We start from the raw sequence: 16,413 nt of genomic DNA on the forward strand, positions 1-16,413 counted from the left end.
GTATGTCTTCCGAGCAGGTCCGATGAGTCTGCTGTCCGCTACCGCGAAGACCCTGGTGGTCGGTCTCGGCAAGACAGGGCTCTCCTGTGCCCGTTATTTGCGCTCGCAGGGCATCGCGACGGTCGTGGCCGACTCGCGCGAGAATCCGCCCGGCTTGCAGCAGTTGCGCGAGGCGCTGCCGGAGGTCGCGGTCTACGTCGGCGGCTTCGAGCCCGAAGTCTTTGAGACCGCCGCGCGACTGGTCGTCAGCCCCGGTGTTCCCGTCTCCGAGCCCCTGGTGCAGGCCGCGGCGGCGCGCGGGGTCGAGGTCATCGGCGACATCGAGCTCTTCGCACGTGCCGCGCAGGCGCCGATCTGCGCCATCACCGGATCGAACGGCAAAAGCACGGTCACGACCCTGGTCGGGCAAATGGCTGAGGCCGCCGGGCGGCGCGTGGCGGTCGGCGGAAATTTGGGCGAGCCCGCATTGGAGCTGCTCGACGTCTCGATCGAGCGTTATGTCTTGGAGCTTTCGAGCTTCCAGCTGGAGTCCACCTTCAATCTACACGCCGATGTGGCGGTCGTGCTGAATGTCTCGGCCGACCACATGGATCGGTATCCCGATCTGGACACCTATGCGCGGACCAAGGCACGCATCTACCGGGGGGCGCGGGTCGCCGTCGTGAATCGCGACGATCCGATCGTCGTCGCCATGCCGCGGGAGGCCGCGCTCGAGATCGGATTCACCCTCGGCGAGCCGACGGGCAGTGACTTCGGCGTGCGTGTCCACGACGGGGTGCGTTGGATCTGCCGCGGGACGCAGCCGCTGATGTTGGCCTCCGAGGTCCGCATCGCGGGTCTGCACAATCTGGCGAACGCCCTTGCGGCCTTGGCGCTGGCGTGCGGATGCGGCCTTCCGATGGAACAGTCGTGTGCGGTTCTGCGGCGCTTCTCGGGCCTGCCCCACCGCAGCGAGCTCGTCGCCGAGCGCGACGGCGTGTGCTGGTACGACGATTCGAAGGGGACGAATCCGGGCGCGACCGTGGCCGCACTCGAAGGCTTGATGCCGCTCGGAAGCACCGGCCGTGTCGTCCTGATCGCGGGCGGGGAGGGCAAAGGTGCCGACTTCGCGCCGCTGCGCTCGGCGGTCCGGCGCTCGGCGCGCGCCGTCGTTCTGATCGGACGCGACGCCGGGATGATCGCGCGGGCGCTGGATGGCGAGGTTCCTCTGGTGGAGGCCGCGAGCATGCAGGATGCGGTCGTCCGGGCTGCGGAGATCGCCCGGCCCGGCGATACGGTTCTGCTCTCCCCGGCCTGCGCGAGTTTCGACATGTTCGACAGTTACGAGCATCGCGGCCGGGTCTTCGCCGAGGCGGTGCGGGGGCTCGGAACATGACGGTTGCCGCCCGCCAGGTGCGTGGAAATCCGGCGCGCAGCGCGCAACGCAGGCGTGCGCGCTCGGTCGCCGGGGTGGACTACCCTCTGCTGCTGTGTGCATTGGGGTTGGTGGCATTCGGCTTTGTGATGGTCGCCTCCTCATCGATGTCGATCGCGGTCAAGTGCTGCGACGATCCCTTCTATTACGTCACGCGCCACGGCTTGGCGCTCGGGCTCGCGTTGACCGCGGCGGTCCTGGCCTACAGTGTGCGGGTCGAGTGGTGGGAGCGCGGCGGGGTTTGGCTTTTCCTGCTCGGTATCCTGTTGCTCGTCTTGGTGTTGGTGCCGGGTGTGGGTCGCGAGGTGAACGGCGCGACGCGCTGGATCCCGCTCGGACCGCTCAATCTTCAGCCCTCCGAGCTGGTGAAGCTGTTCGCGATCGTCTACGTCTCCGGATACCTGGTGCGCCATGCCGACGACGTCGTCAACCGGATCTCGGGATTCATCCGGCCCATGATTTTGATCGGCATCGCCGGTGCGCTGATCCTGCAACAGCCGGACTTCGGAACGACGGCGGTCATGCTGGCGACCGTCATGGGCCTGCTCTTTCTGGGCGGGGTCAGCCTCATGCCCTTCGTGGTCTTGTTCCTGGTCGTCGCCGTCGGACTCTTGGTTCTGGTCATCACCTCGCCCTATCGATTGCAGCGTGTGACATCGTTTCTCGATCCCTTTCAGGACCCTTTCAATACCGGCTATCAGCTGAGTCAGGCCTTGATCGCGTTCGGTCGTGGTGAATGGCTCGGCGTGGGGCTGGGCAACGGGATCCAGAAGCAGTTCTTTCTGCCCGAGGCGCATACGGACTTTATCGCCTCTGTCGTGGGCGAGGAGCTCGGTCTGGTCGGGATGCTGGTGCTGATCGCGGCCTTCGCCTTCCTGACCTGGCGGGCCTTCTCGATCGGCGCGCGCGCCGAGGCCGTCGGCGAACGTTTTTCCGGCTATGTGGCCCAGGGGATCGGCCTCGGTCTCGGTCTGCAGGCCTTCGTGAATATCGGCGTGAATGTCGGAATGCTGCCGACCAAGGGCTTGACGCTGCCCTTCATGAGCTACGGGAGCAACAGTCTGATCGCGGCCTGTATGGCGATCGCGATCCTGCTGCGGATCGATGTGGCGGTGCGTCGCGTCGAGGCCGAGAAGGGATCCACGCGGGGGCTGCCATGGGCAAGAGCGTAGCCGTCATGGCCGGGGGCACCGGCGGGCATGTCTTTCCCGCACTTGCGGTCGCCGAGCGTCTGCGCGAGCAGGGCGTGGGTGTCTTCTGGATCGGCACGCGCCGCGGGATGGAGTCGCGTCTGGTGCCCGAGCACGGCTTGGAGATGGAGTGGATCCGCATCGAAGGTCTGCGCGGCAAGGGGATCGCTCAGATCCTCGGCGGCCCCTTCAAGATCGCGGTTGCGCTCTGGCAGGCCGCACGGATCCTGCGCCGGCGTCGTCCCTCGGTGGTGCTGGGGATGGGCGGATTCGCCTCCGGCCCCGGTGGTCTGGCCGCTAGGTTGTTGGGTCTTCCGCTGGTGATCCACGAGCAGAACTTCGTGCCCGGGATGACCAATCAGTGGTTGGCGCGGATCGCCGTGCGGGTGTTCGAGGCCTTTCCCGGGAGCTTCCCGGGTGCGCGTGGTGCGCAAGCCTGCGGCAATCCGGTGCGCCGCGCGATCGTCGATCTGCCGCCGCCGCGCGAGCGTCTGGCGCAGAGGCGCACGGAAGGAACGGCGGAGCCGGCTCGGCTGTTGATCCTGGGCGGCTCGCTCGGGGCTCAGGTCCTCAACGAGATGGTCCCCGCCGCGCTGGCCGGACTGCCGGCGGAGCTGCGTCCGAGCGTGCGCCATCAGGCCGGCGAGCGCACGCTCGACACGGCGCGCGCAGGCTATCGGGCGGTCGGCGTCGAGGCGGAGGTCGTCCCCTTCATCAAGGATATGGCCGAGGCCTACGGTTGGGCCGATCTGGTCGTCTGCCGGGCCGGCGCGCTCACGGTCTCGGAGCTGGCCGCAGCCGGCGTCGCCTCGGTGTTGGTGCCTTATCCATTTGCGGTCGATGACCATCAGGTGGGCAACGCACGTTATCTGGCCGATGTCGGCGCGGCGCGACTCGTTATTCAGCGCGATCTGACCGTTCCCGGTTTGACCGCGTTGCTCCATGAATTGCTGGGCGATCGCGAGAGGCTGTCGGCGATGGCCGATGCGGCCCGCGAGCGCGCGCAGCCGGATGCCGCCGGACGAATCGCGGCTGCTTGCTTAGAGGTTGCCGGTCAATGAGCGCACATCTGCAACATACCGCCGCCCGGATGGGTCGGGTTCGCCGACTCCACTTCGTGGGGATCGGCGGCTCCGGGATGAGCGGCATCGCCGAGCTGATGGCCAATCTGGGCTACGAGGTCGCGGGGTCGGATCTGCGCGAGAGTGATGCGACGCGTCGTCTCGAAGGGCTGGGCGTCGAGATCTTCGTCGGTCATCGGGCCGAGCAGGTCGCGGATGCGGATGCCGTCGTGGTGTCGAGCGCGATCGACGAGACCAATCCGGAGATCCAAGGGGCACGAGCCGGACGGATCCCGATCGTGCGTCGTGCCGAGATGCTCGCCGAGCTGATGCGCTTCTACTACGGCGTCGCCGTGGCCGGCACGCACGGGAAAACCACGACCACCAGCCTGGTCGCGAGCATCCTCGCCGAGGGCGGGCTCGACCCGACCTTCGTGATCGGCGGTCGGCTCAACAGCGCGGGCGCCAATGCCAAGCTGGGGACGACCAAGTATCTGGTTGCCGAGGCTGACGAGAGCGATGCCTCCTTCCTCTATCTGCAGCCCATGATCTCGATCGTCACCAATATCGATGCCGATCACATGCGCACCTACGGCAACGACTTCAATCGGCTGCGCAGCACCTTCATGGAGTTCCTGCATCATCTGCCTTTCTACGGGCTCGCGGTGCTCTGTATCGACGACGACGAGATCCGCGCCCTGATCGAGACGGTGCCGCGTCCCGTGCGTACATACGGTACGCGTCCGGAGGCCGACGTGCGCGCGGTCGACATCCGGCAGGACGGGATGCGCACCCGTTTTCGCGTCGAAGCGCGTGACCTCGAGTCCCCGTTGGAGATCGATCTGAACCTGCCCGGTCGGCACAACGTGCTGAACGCCTTGGCCGCCGTCAGTGTCGCGCTTGAGCTGGGTGTCGATGAGGAGGCGATCGCGCGCGCACTGTCCCGTTTCGAAGGGGTCGGACGTCGCTTCATGATCAGCGAGCTGACCGACACATCCGGTCGCCGACTGCTTTTGGTCGACGACTACGGGCATCATCCGCGCGAGATCGCGGCCACCTTGGCGGCGGCACGCGCCGGATGGCCGGGGCGTCGATTGGTCTTGGTCTTCCAACCCCATCGGTATACGCGGACCCAGGAGCTGTTCGAGGACTTCGTGGCGGTCCTGTCCAGCACCGACGCGCTCGTCTTGTGCGAGGTCTATCCGGCCGGCGAGGCGCCGATCCCGGGTGCCGACGGGCGTGCCTTGAGCCGCGCGATTCGCACTCGCGGGGAGTTGGATCCGGTCTTTGCACAAGGGATCGACGAGGTGCCGGGTCTTTTGGACAACCTGGTGCTCGACGGCGACATGGTGCTGATGATGGGTGCCGGCGACATCGGCGGCCTGGCGGCGCGTCTGCCGAGCTTGATGGTCCGGTCGGGGTCATGATGGGCGAGCTGCGCGAGCGCGAACCGCTCTCACGCCACACCAGTTGGCGGGTCGGCGGGCCCGCGCGCCGCTTTTATCGACCGACGGATGCGGAGGATCTGGCCGCCTTCCTCGAGCGGCTCGACCCCGGGGAGCCGCTCTTGTGGCTCGGGCTCGGGAGCAATCTCTTGGTGGACGACGCCGGTTTTCCCGGCACCGTGATCCAGACCCAGGCCTGTCTGACGCGTCTGGAGCGACGGGGTGCGACCGGAATCTATGCCGAGTCCGGCGTCTCCTGTGCCAAGGTGGCCCGGTTCGCATCGCGGCACGATCTGGTCGGGTGCGAGTTCCTCGCCGGTATCCCCGGGACCATGGGGGGCGCGCTGGCCATGAATGCCGGCGCCTGGGGCGGCGAGACCTGGGCCCATGTGGTCTCGGTGCGGACCATCGATCGCGTCGGTCGGATTCGCGAGCGTGTGCCGGGGGATTTCTCCATCGGTTACCGCGAGGTCCTCGGACCGCCCGGCGAGTGGTTCCTGGACGTCGCGCTCGAGCTTGCCCCCGGCGACGGCAAGGCAGGGATGGCGCGGATCCGCGAGCTGCTCGATCGGCGTGCGCAGACTCAACCCGTGGGGCTTCCGAGCTGCGGATCGGTGTTCCGCAATCCTCCGGGCGATCATGCCGCGCGCCTGATCGAGTCGGAGGGGCTCAAGGGTTATCGAATCGGCGGCGCTCAGGTGTCCGAGAAGCACGCCAATTTCATCATCAACACGGGCGACGCCAGTGCCGCGGACATCCGCGAGCTGATCGACCTGGTGCAGCGTCGGGTCGAGGACGCCACCGGCGTCAGACTGGTGCCCGAGGTCAAACACATCGCCGGAGAGCAACCATGACACCAGAGAAAATCCAGGCGCGTGCTCGGTTCGGCAAGGTCGCGGTACTCCTCGGGGGGCGCGCCGCGGAGCGCGAGATCTCCCTCAAGAGCGGCAGTGCGGTGCTGGCTGCCCTGCTGCGTCAGGGCATCGATGCCCATGCGCTGGATCCGGACGAGCGGGTTCTCGAACATCTGCGAACGGGCGGCTTCGATCGCGCCTTCATCATCCTGCACGGGCGCGGCGGCGAAGACGGTCAGATCCAAGGCGCCCTGGAGACCATCGGGATGCCCTACACGGGCTCCGGGGTGCTGGGCTCGGCGCTCGGCATGGACAAGTATCGCTGCAAGCTGGCCTGGACCGGGTGTGGTCTGCCGACGGCGGCCTCGGTGTTGCTGCGCACGGACGCCGATCTGGCGGTCGCCGAGGCGCTCGGCTTTCCGCTCATGATCAAGCCGGTTCACGAGGGATCGAGCATCGGCATGGCGCGTGTCGAGGACATGGCTTCACTCGCCGATGCCTGGCGCGCGGCCCGCGGTTACGATGCGCTGGTTCTCGCCGAGCGGTGGATTCATGGCGCCGAATACACCTGCGCCGTTCTCCGGGGCGAGGCGCTCCCGATGATCCGGCTCGAAACGCCGCACGCCTTTTACGACTTCGAGGCCAAGTATCGGGCGGACAGCACGCGCTATCACTGCCCCTGCGGTCTGCCCGAAGCGGAGGAGTCGCGCCTGCAGCGACTCGCGCTCGACGCCTTCGAGGCCACCGGGGCGAGCGGATGGGGACGGGTCGATCTGATGGTCGACGCGAGCGAGGAGCCATTCCTGTTGGAGATCAACACGGTGCCGGGTATGACCGATCACAGCCTGGTCCCGATGGCGGCGCGGGTGGCGGGGCTGGACTTCGACACCTTGGTTCTGGGGATCCTGGAGACGAGTCTCGACCGTGGCTGATCCGGCACGCATCACCCCCCCGGTCGAGGAGGTGCGTGTGCGCCGCTCCGGGACTTGGCTCGCGCTGGTCGGGTTCCTCTTGATCTCGGCAATGGCGAGCGGTGTGTGGCTGCTCGGTCATTGGGAGCCGCAGCTGTTTCCGGTGCGGATCATCGCCGTGGAGGGCGAGCTGCATCACCATTCGTCACGCTTGTTGCAGGAGACCATCAGCGAGCGGCTGAGCGGCGGCATCCTGACGGCGGATCTGCAGGATTTGAGACAGGCCGCGGAGGACCTGGCCTGGGTCGGTCGCGCCACCGTTCGGCGCGTCTGGCCGGATCGTTTGCAGGTCGAGGTCGAGGAGCACCGCCCGCTCGCGCGCTGGAATCGTGACGGTTTGGTGACCGCCGAGGGCATCGTCTTTCGGCCCGGCACGGGTACGGTCCCGGCGGGTCTGCCGCTGCTCGAAGGGGAGGATCGACGTGCGCCCGAGGTCGTGAAGCGCTATGTGCAGTGGCGCGACGATCTCATGTTGATCGGCCATCTCATTCAGTCGCTCTCGGTTGATCCGCGGGGGGCATGGCGGGTCGAGCTGGTCATGGGCGTCGAGTTGTATCTCGGCACGGAGCACGTCGATCAACGGCTTGCGCGCTATATCGCCAGCGCGGCACAGTTGGAGGCGGCCGGCCAGCCGCTGGTGGTGGACCTGCGCTACAGCAACGGTTTCGCCGTGAAATGGGCAGCGAACGCCGAGCCTCAGGCTCGCGCGACAACGGATCGCTCGAAGCGATCCGGCAAACGAGGATGAGACCGGATGTCGAGACGTAACGACAAGAATCTATTGGTGGGCCTGGATATCGGGACCTCGAAGGTGGCCGCCTTGGTCGGCGAGCTCAAGGACGACAACCAGATCGAGATCATCGGAATCGGCACACACCCTTCGCGGGGTCTGAAGAAGGGCGTGGTCGTCGACATCGAGTCGACTGTCCAGTCGATTCAGCGCGCGGTCGAAGAGGCCGAGCTGATGGCCGGCTGCGAGATCCACTCGGTCCACGCCGGGATCGCCGGCAGCCATGTGCGCAGTCTCAACTCGCACGGCATCACCGCGATCAAGGAGGTGGAGGTCACCCAAGCCGATGTCGATCGGGTCATCGATGCGGCGCGCGCCGTGGCGATCCCGGCCGACCAGAAGATCCTGCACATCCTGCCGCAGGAATTCATCATCGACGACCAGGAGGGCATCCGCGAGCCGATCGGGATGTGCGGCGTGCGCCTCGAGGCCCGCGTGCACATGGTCACGGGTGCGGTGAGTGCCGCCCAGAACATCATCAAGTGCATTCGGCGCTGCGGGCTCGAGGTCGACGACCTGGTGCTCGCGCAGCTCAGCTCGAGCTATTCGGTGCTCGGCGACGACGAGAAGGAGCTCGGCGTCTGTGTCGTCGACATCGGCGGCGGCACGACGGATCTCGCCGTCTTCACCGACGGGGCGATTCGCCACACCGCGGTGATCCCCATCGCCGGCGATCAGGTGACGAACGACATTGCCGTCGCGTTGCGCACGCCGACACAGCATGCCGAGCTGATCAAGGTCAAGCATGCCTGTGCGCTGGCGCAGCTGGCGGCCAACAGCGAGTCCATCGAGGTGCCGAGCATCGGCGATCGCCCGCCGCGGCGTCTCTCGCGCCAAACCTTGGCCGAGGTCGTCGAGCCGCGTTACGAGGAGCTCCTGACCCTGCTCCACAACGAGCTGCGCCGCAGCGGTTTCGAGGATCTGGTCGCGGGCGGCGTGGTGTTGACCGGCGGCAGCTCGAAGATGGACGGTCTGATCGAGCTGGCCGAGGAGGTCTTCCACATGCCTGTACGGCTCGGAGTTCCGCAGTACGTGATCGGGATGGACGAGGTGGTGAACAATCCGATCTATTCGACCGGCGTCGGCCTGCTGATGTACGCGCGTCAGCATCGCTTCTCGCGGCGTCCCGAGATCGGGGATTCCGTCGGACTGCGGGGCGCTTGGTCGCGGATGCGCAGTTGGTTCCAGGGCAATTTTTAGCCGTATTGCCGCCGGTGCGACCGGTGGTCTGCGTACGGCGTGCGGTGTTTGATCCACCGCGTGTGTCTCCCGGCCGACCTCGTTTGGTCGGTCGGGTATTTTCGGCGGGGCTTTGACTCCGTTGAAAGCGGGAATGGAATGGGGTGTTTCGTCAAACCCCATTGGTCGGGGGGCCGCGGCCTGCGGTCCGAGGCTGCGACACATGTCGTGTCGTGGCGGTGTCGGGGGGGCGTGCGCGCCGAAGCGCGCACGTACGAGGTTCATAGGTCGTGCAACAAACGAATTCGAGAGGAGACAACAGCATGTTTGAGCTCATGGATACCCACAGTCAGAACGCTGTCATCAAGGTTGTCGGGGTCGGCGGCGGCGGCGGAAACGCGGTGAACCACATGGTCGCCGCGACCATCGAAGGGGTGGACTTCATCTGCGCCAACACCGATGCGCAGGCGCTGAAGAGCTCGCAGGTGAAGACCATACTTCAGCTCGGTGCCGGGATCACCAAAGGCTTGGGCGCCGGCGCCGACCCCGAGGTCGGGCGGAACTCCGCGATGGAGGATCGCGATCGGATCCAAGAGGCCCTCGACGGCGCGGATATGGTCTTCATCACCGCCGGCATGGGCGGGGGCACCGGCACGGGCGCGGCGCCGGTCGTGGCCCAGGTGGCAAAGGAGCTCGGCATCCTGACGGTCGCCGTCGTGACCAAACCGTTCCCGTTCGAAGGGACCAAACGTCGCCGCATCGCCGAGGAAGGCATTGCGGAGCTGGCCAAGCACGTCGACTCTTTGATTACGATCCCCAACGAAAAGCTCTTGGCGGTTCTCGGCAAGGACATGAGCCTGCTCGGGGCATTCAGCGCCGCCAACGACGTGCTGTTGCATGCGACCCAGGGCATCGCCGAGCTGATCACCCGTCCGGGCTTGATCAACGTCGACTTCGCCGACGTCAAGACCGTGATGTCCGAGATGGGTGTTGCCATGATGGGAACGGGCGCTGCACGCGGCGAGCATCGTGCCCGCGAGGCCGCAGAGGCAGCCATCCGCAGCCCGCTCCTCGAGGACATCGACCTTGCGGGTGCGAAGGGCATCCTGGTCAATATTACCGCCGGACTGAGTCTGACGATCGGCGAGTTCGACGAGGTCGGCAACACGGTGCGTGATTTCGCAGACGACGATGCGACCGTTGTGGTCGGTACCGTCATCGATCCGGCGCTGGACGACGAGCTGCGGGTCACTGTCGTGGCGACCGGATTGGGCGAGCGCCGCGTTACGCTCAAGCGGCAAGGTGCCCAAGAGGCTGCTGCAATGCACCTGGTCAGCGGCGGCAACAACGAGAGCGCGCCAAACTACAACGACCTGGGTCGCCCCGCCATTTACCGCCGCGGCGGTGCTGCGGCGGTGGCCGAGGCGGTCGTGGAGAGCGATCTCGACTATCTCGATATCCCGGCTTTCCTGCGTCGGCAGGCGGATTGATCAGGGGTTTCCCTGTATCGAATAGTTCTTCTAAAACAGTCGCCTTCAAAAAGGTTCGTTGTTGATCTTGATAAACGTCGGGGAAAACCCTAAGCTTGTCGGCAGGTGGCTCGCATGCGAGCCGCAAAACAACATGACGAACGGAGAACGATCGTGGTCCCGGCATGGATTCGCCGGACCACGCTCGGTCGTCGAACAGCCGGCACCGGATGCCGACAGCCGCCACGGCTTGCGATGGGAGACCTCGACCGATGCTCAAGCAGCGTACCTTGAAGAATGTGATCCGGGCGACCGGTGTCGGTCTGCATACCGGCGAGAAGATCCCTTTGACCTTGCGGCCGGCGGCTCCCGATACGGGCATCATCTTCCGCCGGGTCGACCTGGATACGCCTGTCGAGATCAAGGCGACTCCCTTCAATGTCGGCGATACTCGGCTGTCCACCACGCTGGTCAAGGGCGATGTCCGCGTCTCGACGGTCGAGCACATCCTGTCGGCCTTCGCCGGGCTGGGGATCGACAACGCCTACGTGGACGTCGGTGCCGCCGAGGTACCGATCATGGACGGCAGCGCCGGGCCCTTCGTGTTCCTGGTTCAGTCGGCCGGGATGGAGGAGCAGCATCGCGCCAAGCGATTTATCCGAATCAAGCGACCGATCGAGGTGCGCGACGGAGACAAGTACGCTCGCTTTTCGCCGTACAACGGATTCAAGGTCGAATTCTCGATCGACTTCGACCATCCGGCATTCCATGCGCGCGCCAACCGGGCGATCGTGGATTTCTCCACGTCCTCGTTCGTGAAGGAGGTGAGCCGAGCGCGAACCTTCGGTTTCCTGCGCGAGATCGAGGCCCTGCGGGCCCAGAATCTGGCCCTGGGCGGCAGTCTGGACAACGCGGTTGTCGTGGACGAATACCGCGTCCTCAACGACGAAGGCCTGCGCTACGAAGACGAGTTCGTGAAGCACAAGATCCTGGATGCGATCGGCGACCTCTATCTTTTGGGTCACACCCTGATCGGATCCTTCCAGGCACACAAGTCCGGGCATGCGCTCAACAACAACCTCTTGCGAGCACTGGTGGCCGATGTCGAGGCCTGGGAAGAGGTCGTGTTCGAGGATTCCGCCGAATCCCCCATCTGCTACGCGCACCCGGTGGCACTGGCTTAGTCCGCCTTCGGCGCGAGTGTCTTTCCTGGGTCGACCGATCCCAGCTGCTCATCGCCTCTATCCCCGACCGCCGCCGAGGCGGCCGGGGCATGATGGTTTGCGAAACGCCGAAAGACCTCGGCCAACAGCGGGTCCGGCATCCCGTCCGCCGCGGCGAACAAATGGGCGATTGCCCGGCTGGTCAGCCGGTTGCTCCCGCTAGGCGATGCCGCCGATTCCACCGGCGGGCCGTCTCGATGCCTCGCCGCCGAGCCGCCCTCCGCGGGGATCCGGACCCGAGTCGCGATCTTGACGACGCCATAGCGCTCGAGCGATCGCGTCAGATCCTCGATCAGGAAGCGTGCGCGGGTGACCCAGGCCGGCGAATCCAGGACAAGCGTCAGGATCCCCTCGGCCAAGGTCGCGTCGCGGCAATGCGCGCGAAGCGGATCCGGCAGCCGATTCAGCACCAATCCCAGTAACGCCAGCTCGCGGTCTCTGCGCTCGAGATGTTTACGGATCAGTGGGTTGGATTGAAGCAGTTCACGAACATGAGCCAATCTCGGCTGCAGCATCGAAGGTGATCCTCGACATACGAACGACTGACCGAGAGGCATCCCGATGGGTGCTCTCGCCGAAAAACGAATCGACCTGGGCGACGATTGTGGCGACAATCACGCTTTGCGCCCAGTGCCCATCCCGTTAGAGAAGAAGCAGAGGGAAGACGATGCACCACCTCGACCGACGAAAAACCGATCGCGGACAGGCCGTTATAACACTCTTGGCCGTTACTCTGTTCACCGTAGCCGGTGTAGGATTAGGATTCTGGATCGGGCATTACCAATATTTGACGACAGTTGTCGACAACAATGCTCAGGCAGCGCTTGTACCCCGCTCCTCGCCGGCACCCGCACTTCCCCCCCCCGCTTCCGATCCCGCCACCTCCGACGACGTCGATGCGATCGCCGCCCGCGTCGGCGAAATGCAAGCCGAGCTCTTTAGGCTCAACGCGCTCGGCGAACGACTTGTTCAGATGTCCGGACTGAACCCCGAAGAATTCGATTTCGAGAATCCCCCTCCGCGAGGCGGTGCCGAGGACGGCCCGGCACGAGACTTTACGATCCGCGAGATCGCCAGCGAGCTCGGCAGCATGGTCAGCCTGGTGCAGGATCGCAAGCGCAAGCTCGAGGTCATCGAAGACGTCATCATGGACAAGGATCTCACTGCGCAGGCGATGCCCTCGGGTTGGCCGGTCCGAGCCGGTTATGTCACCTCGAGATTCGGTTTCCGGGTGCATCCCATCAAGAAGAAGCGCCTCTTTCACGAGGGCGTCGACTTCGCAAGTCCTCGCGGCACCGCAATCGTAGCGGTCGCCGACGGTGTCGTGACCTTCAGCGGCCGCAAGGGCGGATACGGGCGCACGGTCGACATCCGGCATGTCAACGGGCTGGTCACGCGTTATGCCCACAACCAGGACAACCTGGTCAAAGAAGGTCAGATGGTCCGGCAAGGACAGAAAATCGCGACGGTCGGATCCTCCGGGACTGCAACCGGCCCGCATGTCCATTTCGAGGTTCTCAAGGACGGCAAGGCGGTCGATCCCTTCCGTTACATCGACCGTCAGCCGAGGCCTGTACTGGCCGGCGCGTCCGAGGATCAACCCGGTTAAACCGCGCTTAGCGCGGTATGCGATGTTTTTTGGAAGGGATCGGCCCTGGCGGACTTGACGGCCGCTGGAGCCGGCGGGGTTTAAGAGAATAAAAAATATGATATTAAATCGCGTCCCGGCTAAGGGCCGTGGATTCAGCAAATGCCGAGCCCACTCGAAAATTTAGCATCTCGCTCTGAATGCGGTTTAGGGGCTCGGGGACATGCTGAATCGGTCGGGGTGCTTGGATCTGCCTGCGGTTTGTGCAGGCAATAGCCGCAGATCCCGACCCCGGGCGCGCTTCCGATGCGGCCTGCGGTTGTCGTGGAATTCCGGTATCATGCCGGAATTTTCCCGACAGGTCTCAAACGTATCCGATGGTCAAGCATCTGTTCAAGAAGGTCTTCGGCAGCCGGAATGACCGGCTCGTCAAGACACTGCTCAAGTCCGTCGCACGGATCAACGCCCTCGAGCCCGAGCTCGAGGCACTCTCCGATCAAGCCCTCGCCGCGAAGACCACGGAATTTCGCGAGCGTCTTGCCGCCGGGGCCGATCTCGACAGCCTGATCCCGGAGGCCTTCGCGGTTGTGCGCGAGGCATCCAAGCGAACGCTCGGCCTGCGTCACTTCGACGTGCAGATGGTCGGCGGCATGGTGCTCAACGACGGCAAGATCGCCGAGATGCGCACCGGCGAGGGCAAGACCCTGGTTGCGACCCTCTCGGCCTATCTCAACGCGCTCCCGGGAAAGGGCGTTCACGTCGTCACCGTCAACGACTATCTGGCTCGGCGCGACGCCGCCTGGATGGGGCAGATCTACCATTTCCTCGGTCTGTCCACCGGCGTCATCAATTCATCGGGCGGCACGGGCCCCGACTCCTCGTCCTATCTCTTCGATCTGAGCTATGAGCCGCCGGTCGGTCAAGGTTACCGTCATATGCGCCCGGTCTCCCGCAAGGAGACCTATGCCGCGGACATCACCTACGGCACCAACAACGAGTTCGGATTCGATTACCTGCGCGACAACATGGCCTTCGTGGCCGAGCAGCGCGTGCAGCGCGACCCCTTCTACGCGATCGTCGACGAGGTCGACTCCATCCTCATCGACGAGGCGCGCACCCCGCTCATCATCTCCGGCCCTTCCGAAGGAAGCACGGATCTCTATAAGCAGATCGACAAGATCATTCCGCGCCTCACGCGTCAGGCCCCCATCACCAACGAAGAGGGACAACCCGACTTCGGTCCCGGTGATTATTCGGTCGACGAGAAGGCACGCCAGGTCTATCTGAGCGAAGAAGGCCACGAGCACGTCGAGCAGATGCTGGTCGAGATCGGACTTCTCGCCGAGGAGGGCGGTCTCTACGACCCGGCCAACATCGTCTTGATGCACCACGTCTACGCGGCGCTGCGTGCGCATGCGCTGTTCCAAAAGAACGTCGAATACATCGTGCGTGACGGTCAGATCGTCATCGTCGACGAGTTCACCGGACGCACGATGCCGGGCCGACGCTGGTCGGAGGGTCTGCATCAGGCGGTCGAGGCCAAGGAGGGGGTCGCTATCCAGCCCGAAAACCAGACGATGGCCTCCATCACCTTCCAGAACCTGTTCCGCCTCTATCCCAAGCTCTCGGGCATGACCGGTACGGCGGATACCGAGGCCTACGAGTTCCAGCAGATCTACGGTCTGGAGGTCGTCGTCATCCCGACCAATCAGCCCATGGTTCGAGAGGATCGGGGCGACCTCGTCTACCTGACCCAGGAGGAGAAGTACGAGGCCATCGTCGAGGACATCCGCGACTGTATCGCCCGCGGCCAGCCGGCCCTGGTGGGCACCGCCTCGATCGAGACCTCGGAGCTGATCGACAGACTGCTCGTGGAGCAGAAGATCCCGCACGAGGTCCTCAACGCCAAGCAGCACGAGCGCGAGGCCGGGATCATCGCCCAGGCCGGCCGCCCCGGTGCCGTGACCATCGCGACCAACATGGCCGGTCGCGGGACCGACATCGTCCTCGGCGGGAATCTGGAGGCCGAGCTCGAGGAGGCCGGTCCCGATGCGGATCGCGACGCCATTCGTGCCGCCTGGAAGGAGCGCCACGCCCGAGTGGTGGCCGCCGGCGGTCTGCATGTGGTGGGTACCGAGCGGCACGAGTCCCGTCGAATCGACAACCAGTTGCGCGGTCGCTCCGGTCGCCAAGGCGATCCGGGCTCCTCGCGCTTCTATCTGTCGCTCGAAGACAACCTGATGCGCATCTTCGCCTCCGAGCGCGTCGGCAAGATGATGCAGAAGCTCGGCATGCAGAAGGGCGAGGCGATCGAGCACCCCTGGGTGACCAAGGCGATCGAAAACGCCCAGCGCAAGGTCGAGGGCCGCAACTTCGATATCCGCAAGCAGCTGCTCGAATACGACGACGTTGCCAACGATCAGCGCAAGGTCATCTATCGCCAACGCCGCGAGCTGATGGACAGCGTCGATGTCTCCGATACCGTCACCGCGATGCGCGACGATGCCCTGACGCGTCTGATCAATACCTACGTCCCGCCCGAGAGTCTCGAAGAGCAATGGGATGTGGAGGGACTGAGTGTTGCGCTGACCGAGCATTTCGGCGGCGACTGGCCGATCCGCAAGTGGCTCGACGAGGACGACTCGCTCCACGAAGAGACGCTGCGCGCGCGCATCCACGATACCCTGACCTCGGCCTACGCCGAGCGCGAGACGCTCGTCGGCTCGCCGACCATGCGCCAGATCGAGACGGCGGTCATGCTCCAGACCCTGGACACCCATTGGAAGGACCATCTCGCCGCGATGGACTATCTGCGCCAAGGGATCCATCTGCGCGGCTACGCCCAGAAGAATCCCAAGCAGGAGTACAAGCGCGAGGCATTCGAGATGTTCTCCGCGATGCTCGACAGCATCAAGCACGACGTCGTGGCCACCCTCGCCAAGCTCCAGGTGCAGACGCAGCCGGGTGCCGCGGCTGAGCCGGTTGCGGCGCTCGGGGCAGCGCCGGCGCGGGAGCGCGAGTTCGAGTTCAAGCACGAGCGCTTCGAGGGTTTCGGGTCCGCGGACGAGGCGGAGTCCGAAAGCCGCGACGGGGCAAGTGCCCGAGGCGCCGACGCCGCGCAAACTCAACCCTACGTCCGCGGCGATCGCAAGGTCGGACGCAACGAGCCCTGTCCCTGCGGCTCCGGCAAGAAGTACAAGCAATGCCACGGCAAGGCGAGTTGAGCGAC

Annotated in this window: 13 protein-coding genes; 12 read left to right on the plus strand and 1 reads right to left on the minus strand. The window is 65.2% G+C overall.

Annotated features, from left to right (window positions below; translation table 11 throughout):
* Positions 1-22 precede the first annotated feature (22 nt).
* The 10 genes from murD to lpxC all read left to right on the plus strand — a co-directional run bounded on the left by murD (position 23) and on the right by lpxC (position 11,557).
* Positions 23-1,375: a UDP-N-acetylmuramoyl-L-alanine--D-glutamate ligase gene (murD, locus tag THIMADRAFT_RS05035; protein WP_007191897.1), complete on the plus strand. Its 1,353-nt coding sequence runs from the start codon at positions 23-25 to the stop codon at positions 1,373-1,375.
* Positions 1,372-2,586, plus strand: a complete 1,215-nt coding sequence (gene ftsW / locus THIMADRAFT_RS05040; RefSeq protein WP_007191898.1) for a putative lipid II flippase FtsW — start codon at positions 1,372-1,374, stop codon at positions 2,584-2,586. Before murD ends, ftsW begins: the two co-directional genes overlap by 4 nt.
* On the plus strand, positions 2,571-3,665 hold the full coding sequence (gene murG, locus THIMADRAFT_RS05045; protein ID WP_007191899.1) for an undecaprenyldiphospho-muramoylpentapeptide beta-N-acetylglucosaminyltransferase: 1,095 nt from the start codon (positions 2,571-2,573) through the stop codon (positions 3,663-3,665). The genes ftsW and murG overlap by 16 nt, the downstream gene beginning before the upstream one ends.
* Positions 3,662-5,092, plus strand: coding sequence for a UDP-N-acetylmuramate--L-alanine ligase (murC, locus tag THIMADRAFT_RS05050; RefSeq protein ID WP_007191900.1), 1,431 nt, complete (start codon positions 3,662-3,664; stop codon positions 5,090-5,092). The genes murG and murC overlap by 4 nt, the downstream gene beginning before the upstream one ends.
* Positions 5,089-5,964, plus strand: coding sequence for a UDP-N-acetylmuramate dehydrogenase (gene murB, locus THIMADRAFT_RS05055; protein WP_007191901.1), 876 nt, complete (start codon positions 5,089-5,091; stop codon positions 5,962-5,964). The genes murC and murB overlap by 4 nt, the downstream gene beginning before the upstream one ends.
* Positions 5,961-6,896 carry a D-alanine--D-alanine ligase gene (locus THIMADRAFT_RS05060; RefSeq protein WP_007191902.1) on the plus strand — a complete coding sequence of 312 codons (936 nt, stop codon included), beginning with the start codon at positions 5,961-5,963 and terminating at the stop codon, positions 6,894-6,896. The genes murB and THIMADRAFT_RS05060 overlap by 4 nt, the downstream gene beginning before the upstream one ends.
* Entirely contained in the window at positions 6,889-7,683 is a 795-nt protein-coding gene (locus THIMADRAFT_RS05065) for a cell division protein FtsQ/DivIB (RefSeq protein ID WP_007191903.1), read from the plus strand. The genes THIMADRAFT_RS05060 and THIMADRAFT_RS05065 overlap by 8 nt, the downstream gene beginning before the upstream one ends.
* Before the next feature lie 6 nt (positions 7,684-7,689).
* Positions 7,690-8,925, plus strand: a complete 1,236-nt coding sequence (ftsA, locus tag THIMADRAFT_RS05070; RefSeq protein WP_007191904.1) for a cell division protein FtsA — start codon at positions 7,690-7,692, stop codon at positions 8,923-8,925.
* A 302-nt stretch (positions 8,926-9,227) separates the two neighbouring features.
* Complete coding sequence (gene ftsZ, locus THIMADRAFT_RS05075; RefSeq protein ID WP_007191905.1) at positions 9,228-10,394, plus strand: cell division protein FtsZ; 1,167 nt, start codon at positions 9,228-9,230, stop codon at positions 10,392-10,394.
* 251 nt (positions 10,395-10,645) lie between these two features.
* Positions 10,646-11,557, plus strand: a complete 912-nt coding sequence (gene lpxC / locus THIMADRAFT_RS05080) for a UDP-3-O-acyl-N-acetylglucosamine deacetylase (RefSeq protein WP_007191906.1) — start codon at positions 10,646-10,648, stop codon at positions 11,555-11,557.
* On the opposite strand, the gene THIMADRAFT_RS05085 is transcribed toward lpxC, so the two are convergent.
* Positions 11,554-12,111 carry a DciA family protein gene (locus tag THIMADRAFT_RS05085; protein WP_007191907.1) on the minus strand — a complete coding sequence of 186 codons (558 nt, stop codon included), beginning with the start codon at positions 12,109-12,111 and terminating at the stop codon, positions 11,554-11,556. The two genes, lpxC and THIMADRAFT_RS05085, sit on opposite strands and share 4 nt — an antisense overlap.
* 458 nt (positions 12,112-12,569) lie before the next feature.
* On the opposite strand from THIMADRAFT_RS05085, the gene THIMADRAFT_RS05090 reads away from it, so the two are divergent.
* Positions 12,570-13,205 (plus strand): M23 family metallopeptidase, encoded by a 636-nt coding sequence (locus tag THIMADRAFT_RS05090; RefSeq protein WP_233490187.1) that lies wholly within the window; start codon positions 12,570-12,572, stop codon positions 13,203-13,205.
* A 356-nt stretch (positions 13,206-13,561) separates the two neighbouring features.
* The gene (gene secA / locus THIMADRAFT_RS05095) at positions 13,562-16,408 is read left to right on the plus strand and encodes a preprotein translocase subunit SecA (protein WP_007191909.1); all 2,847 of its coding nucleotides are present in this window, start codon (positions 13,562-13,564) and stop codon (positions 16,406-16,408) included.
* Positions 16,409-16,413 lie beyond the last annotated feature (5 nt).

Source organism: Thiocapsa marina 5811 (genome assembly GCF_000223985.1).
GTDB lineage: Bacteria > Pseudomonadota > Gammaproteobacteria > Chromatiales > Chromatiaceae > Thiocapsa > Thiocapsa marina.

What these genes read in the sequence shown, in the direction of transcription:
- THIMADRAFT_RS05060 (WP_007191902.1), top strand. Translation starts at nt 5,961, where the DNA reads ATGACACCAGAGAAAATCCAGGCGCGTGCTCGGTTCGGCAAGGTCGCG.
- secA (WP_007191909.1), top strand. Translation starts at nt 13,562, where the DNA reads ATGGTCAAGCATCTGTTCAAGAAGGTCTTCGGCAGCCGGAATGACCGG.
- lpxC (WP_007191906.1), top strand. Translation starts at nt 10,646, where the DNA reads ATGCTCAAGCAGCGTACCTTGAAGAATGTGATCCGGGCGACCGGTGTC.
- murC (WP_007191900.1), top strand. Translation starts at nt 3,662, where the DNA reads ATGAGCGCACATCTGCAACATACCGCCGCCCGGATGGGTCGGGTTCGC.
- THIMADRAFT_RS05085 (WP_007191907.1), bottom strand. Translation starts at nt 12,111, where the DNA reads ATGCTGCAGCCGAGATTGGCTCATGTTCGTGAACTGCTTCAATCCAAC.
- ftsA (WP_007191904.1), top strand. Translation starts at nt 7,690, where the DNA reads ATGTCGAGACGTAACGACAAGAATCTATTGGTGGGCCTGGATATCGGG.
- murG (WP_007191899.1), top strand. Translation starts at nt 2,571, where the DNA reads ATGGGCAAGAGCGTAGCCGTCATGGCCGGGGGCACCGGCGGGCATGTC.
- ftsW (WP_007191898.1), top strand. Translation starts at nt 1,372, where the DNA reads ATGACGGTTGCCGCCCGCCAGGTGCGTGGAAATCCGGCGCGCAGCGCG.
- murB (WP_007191901.1), top strand. Translation starts at nt 5,089, where the DNA reads ATGATGGGCGAGCTGCGCGAGCGCGAACCGCTCTCACGCCACACCAGT.
- ftsZ (WP_007191905.1), top strand. Translation starts at nt 9,228, where the DNA reads ATGTTTGAGCTCATGGATACCCACAGTCAGAACGCTGTCATCAAGGTT.
- murD (WP_007191897.1), top strand. Translation starts at nt 23, where the DNA reads ATGAGTCTGCTGTCCGCTACCGCGAAGACCCTGGTGGTCGGTCTCGGC.
- THIMADRAFT_RS05090 (WP_233490187.1), top strand. Translation starts at nt 12,570, where the DNA reads ATGTCCGGACTGAACCCCGAAGAATTCGATTTCGAGAATCCCCCTCCG.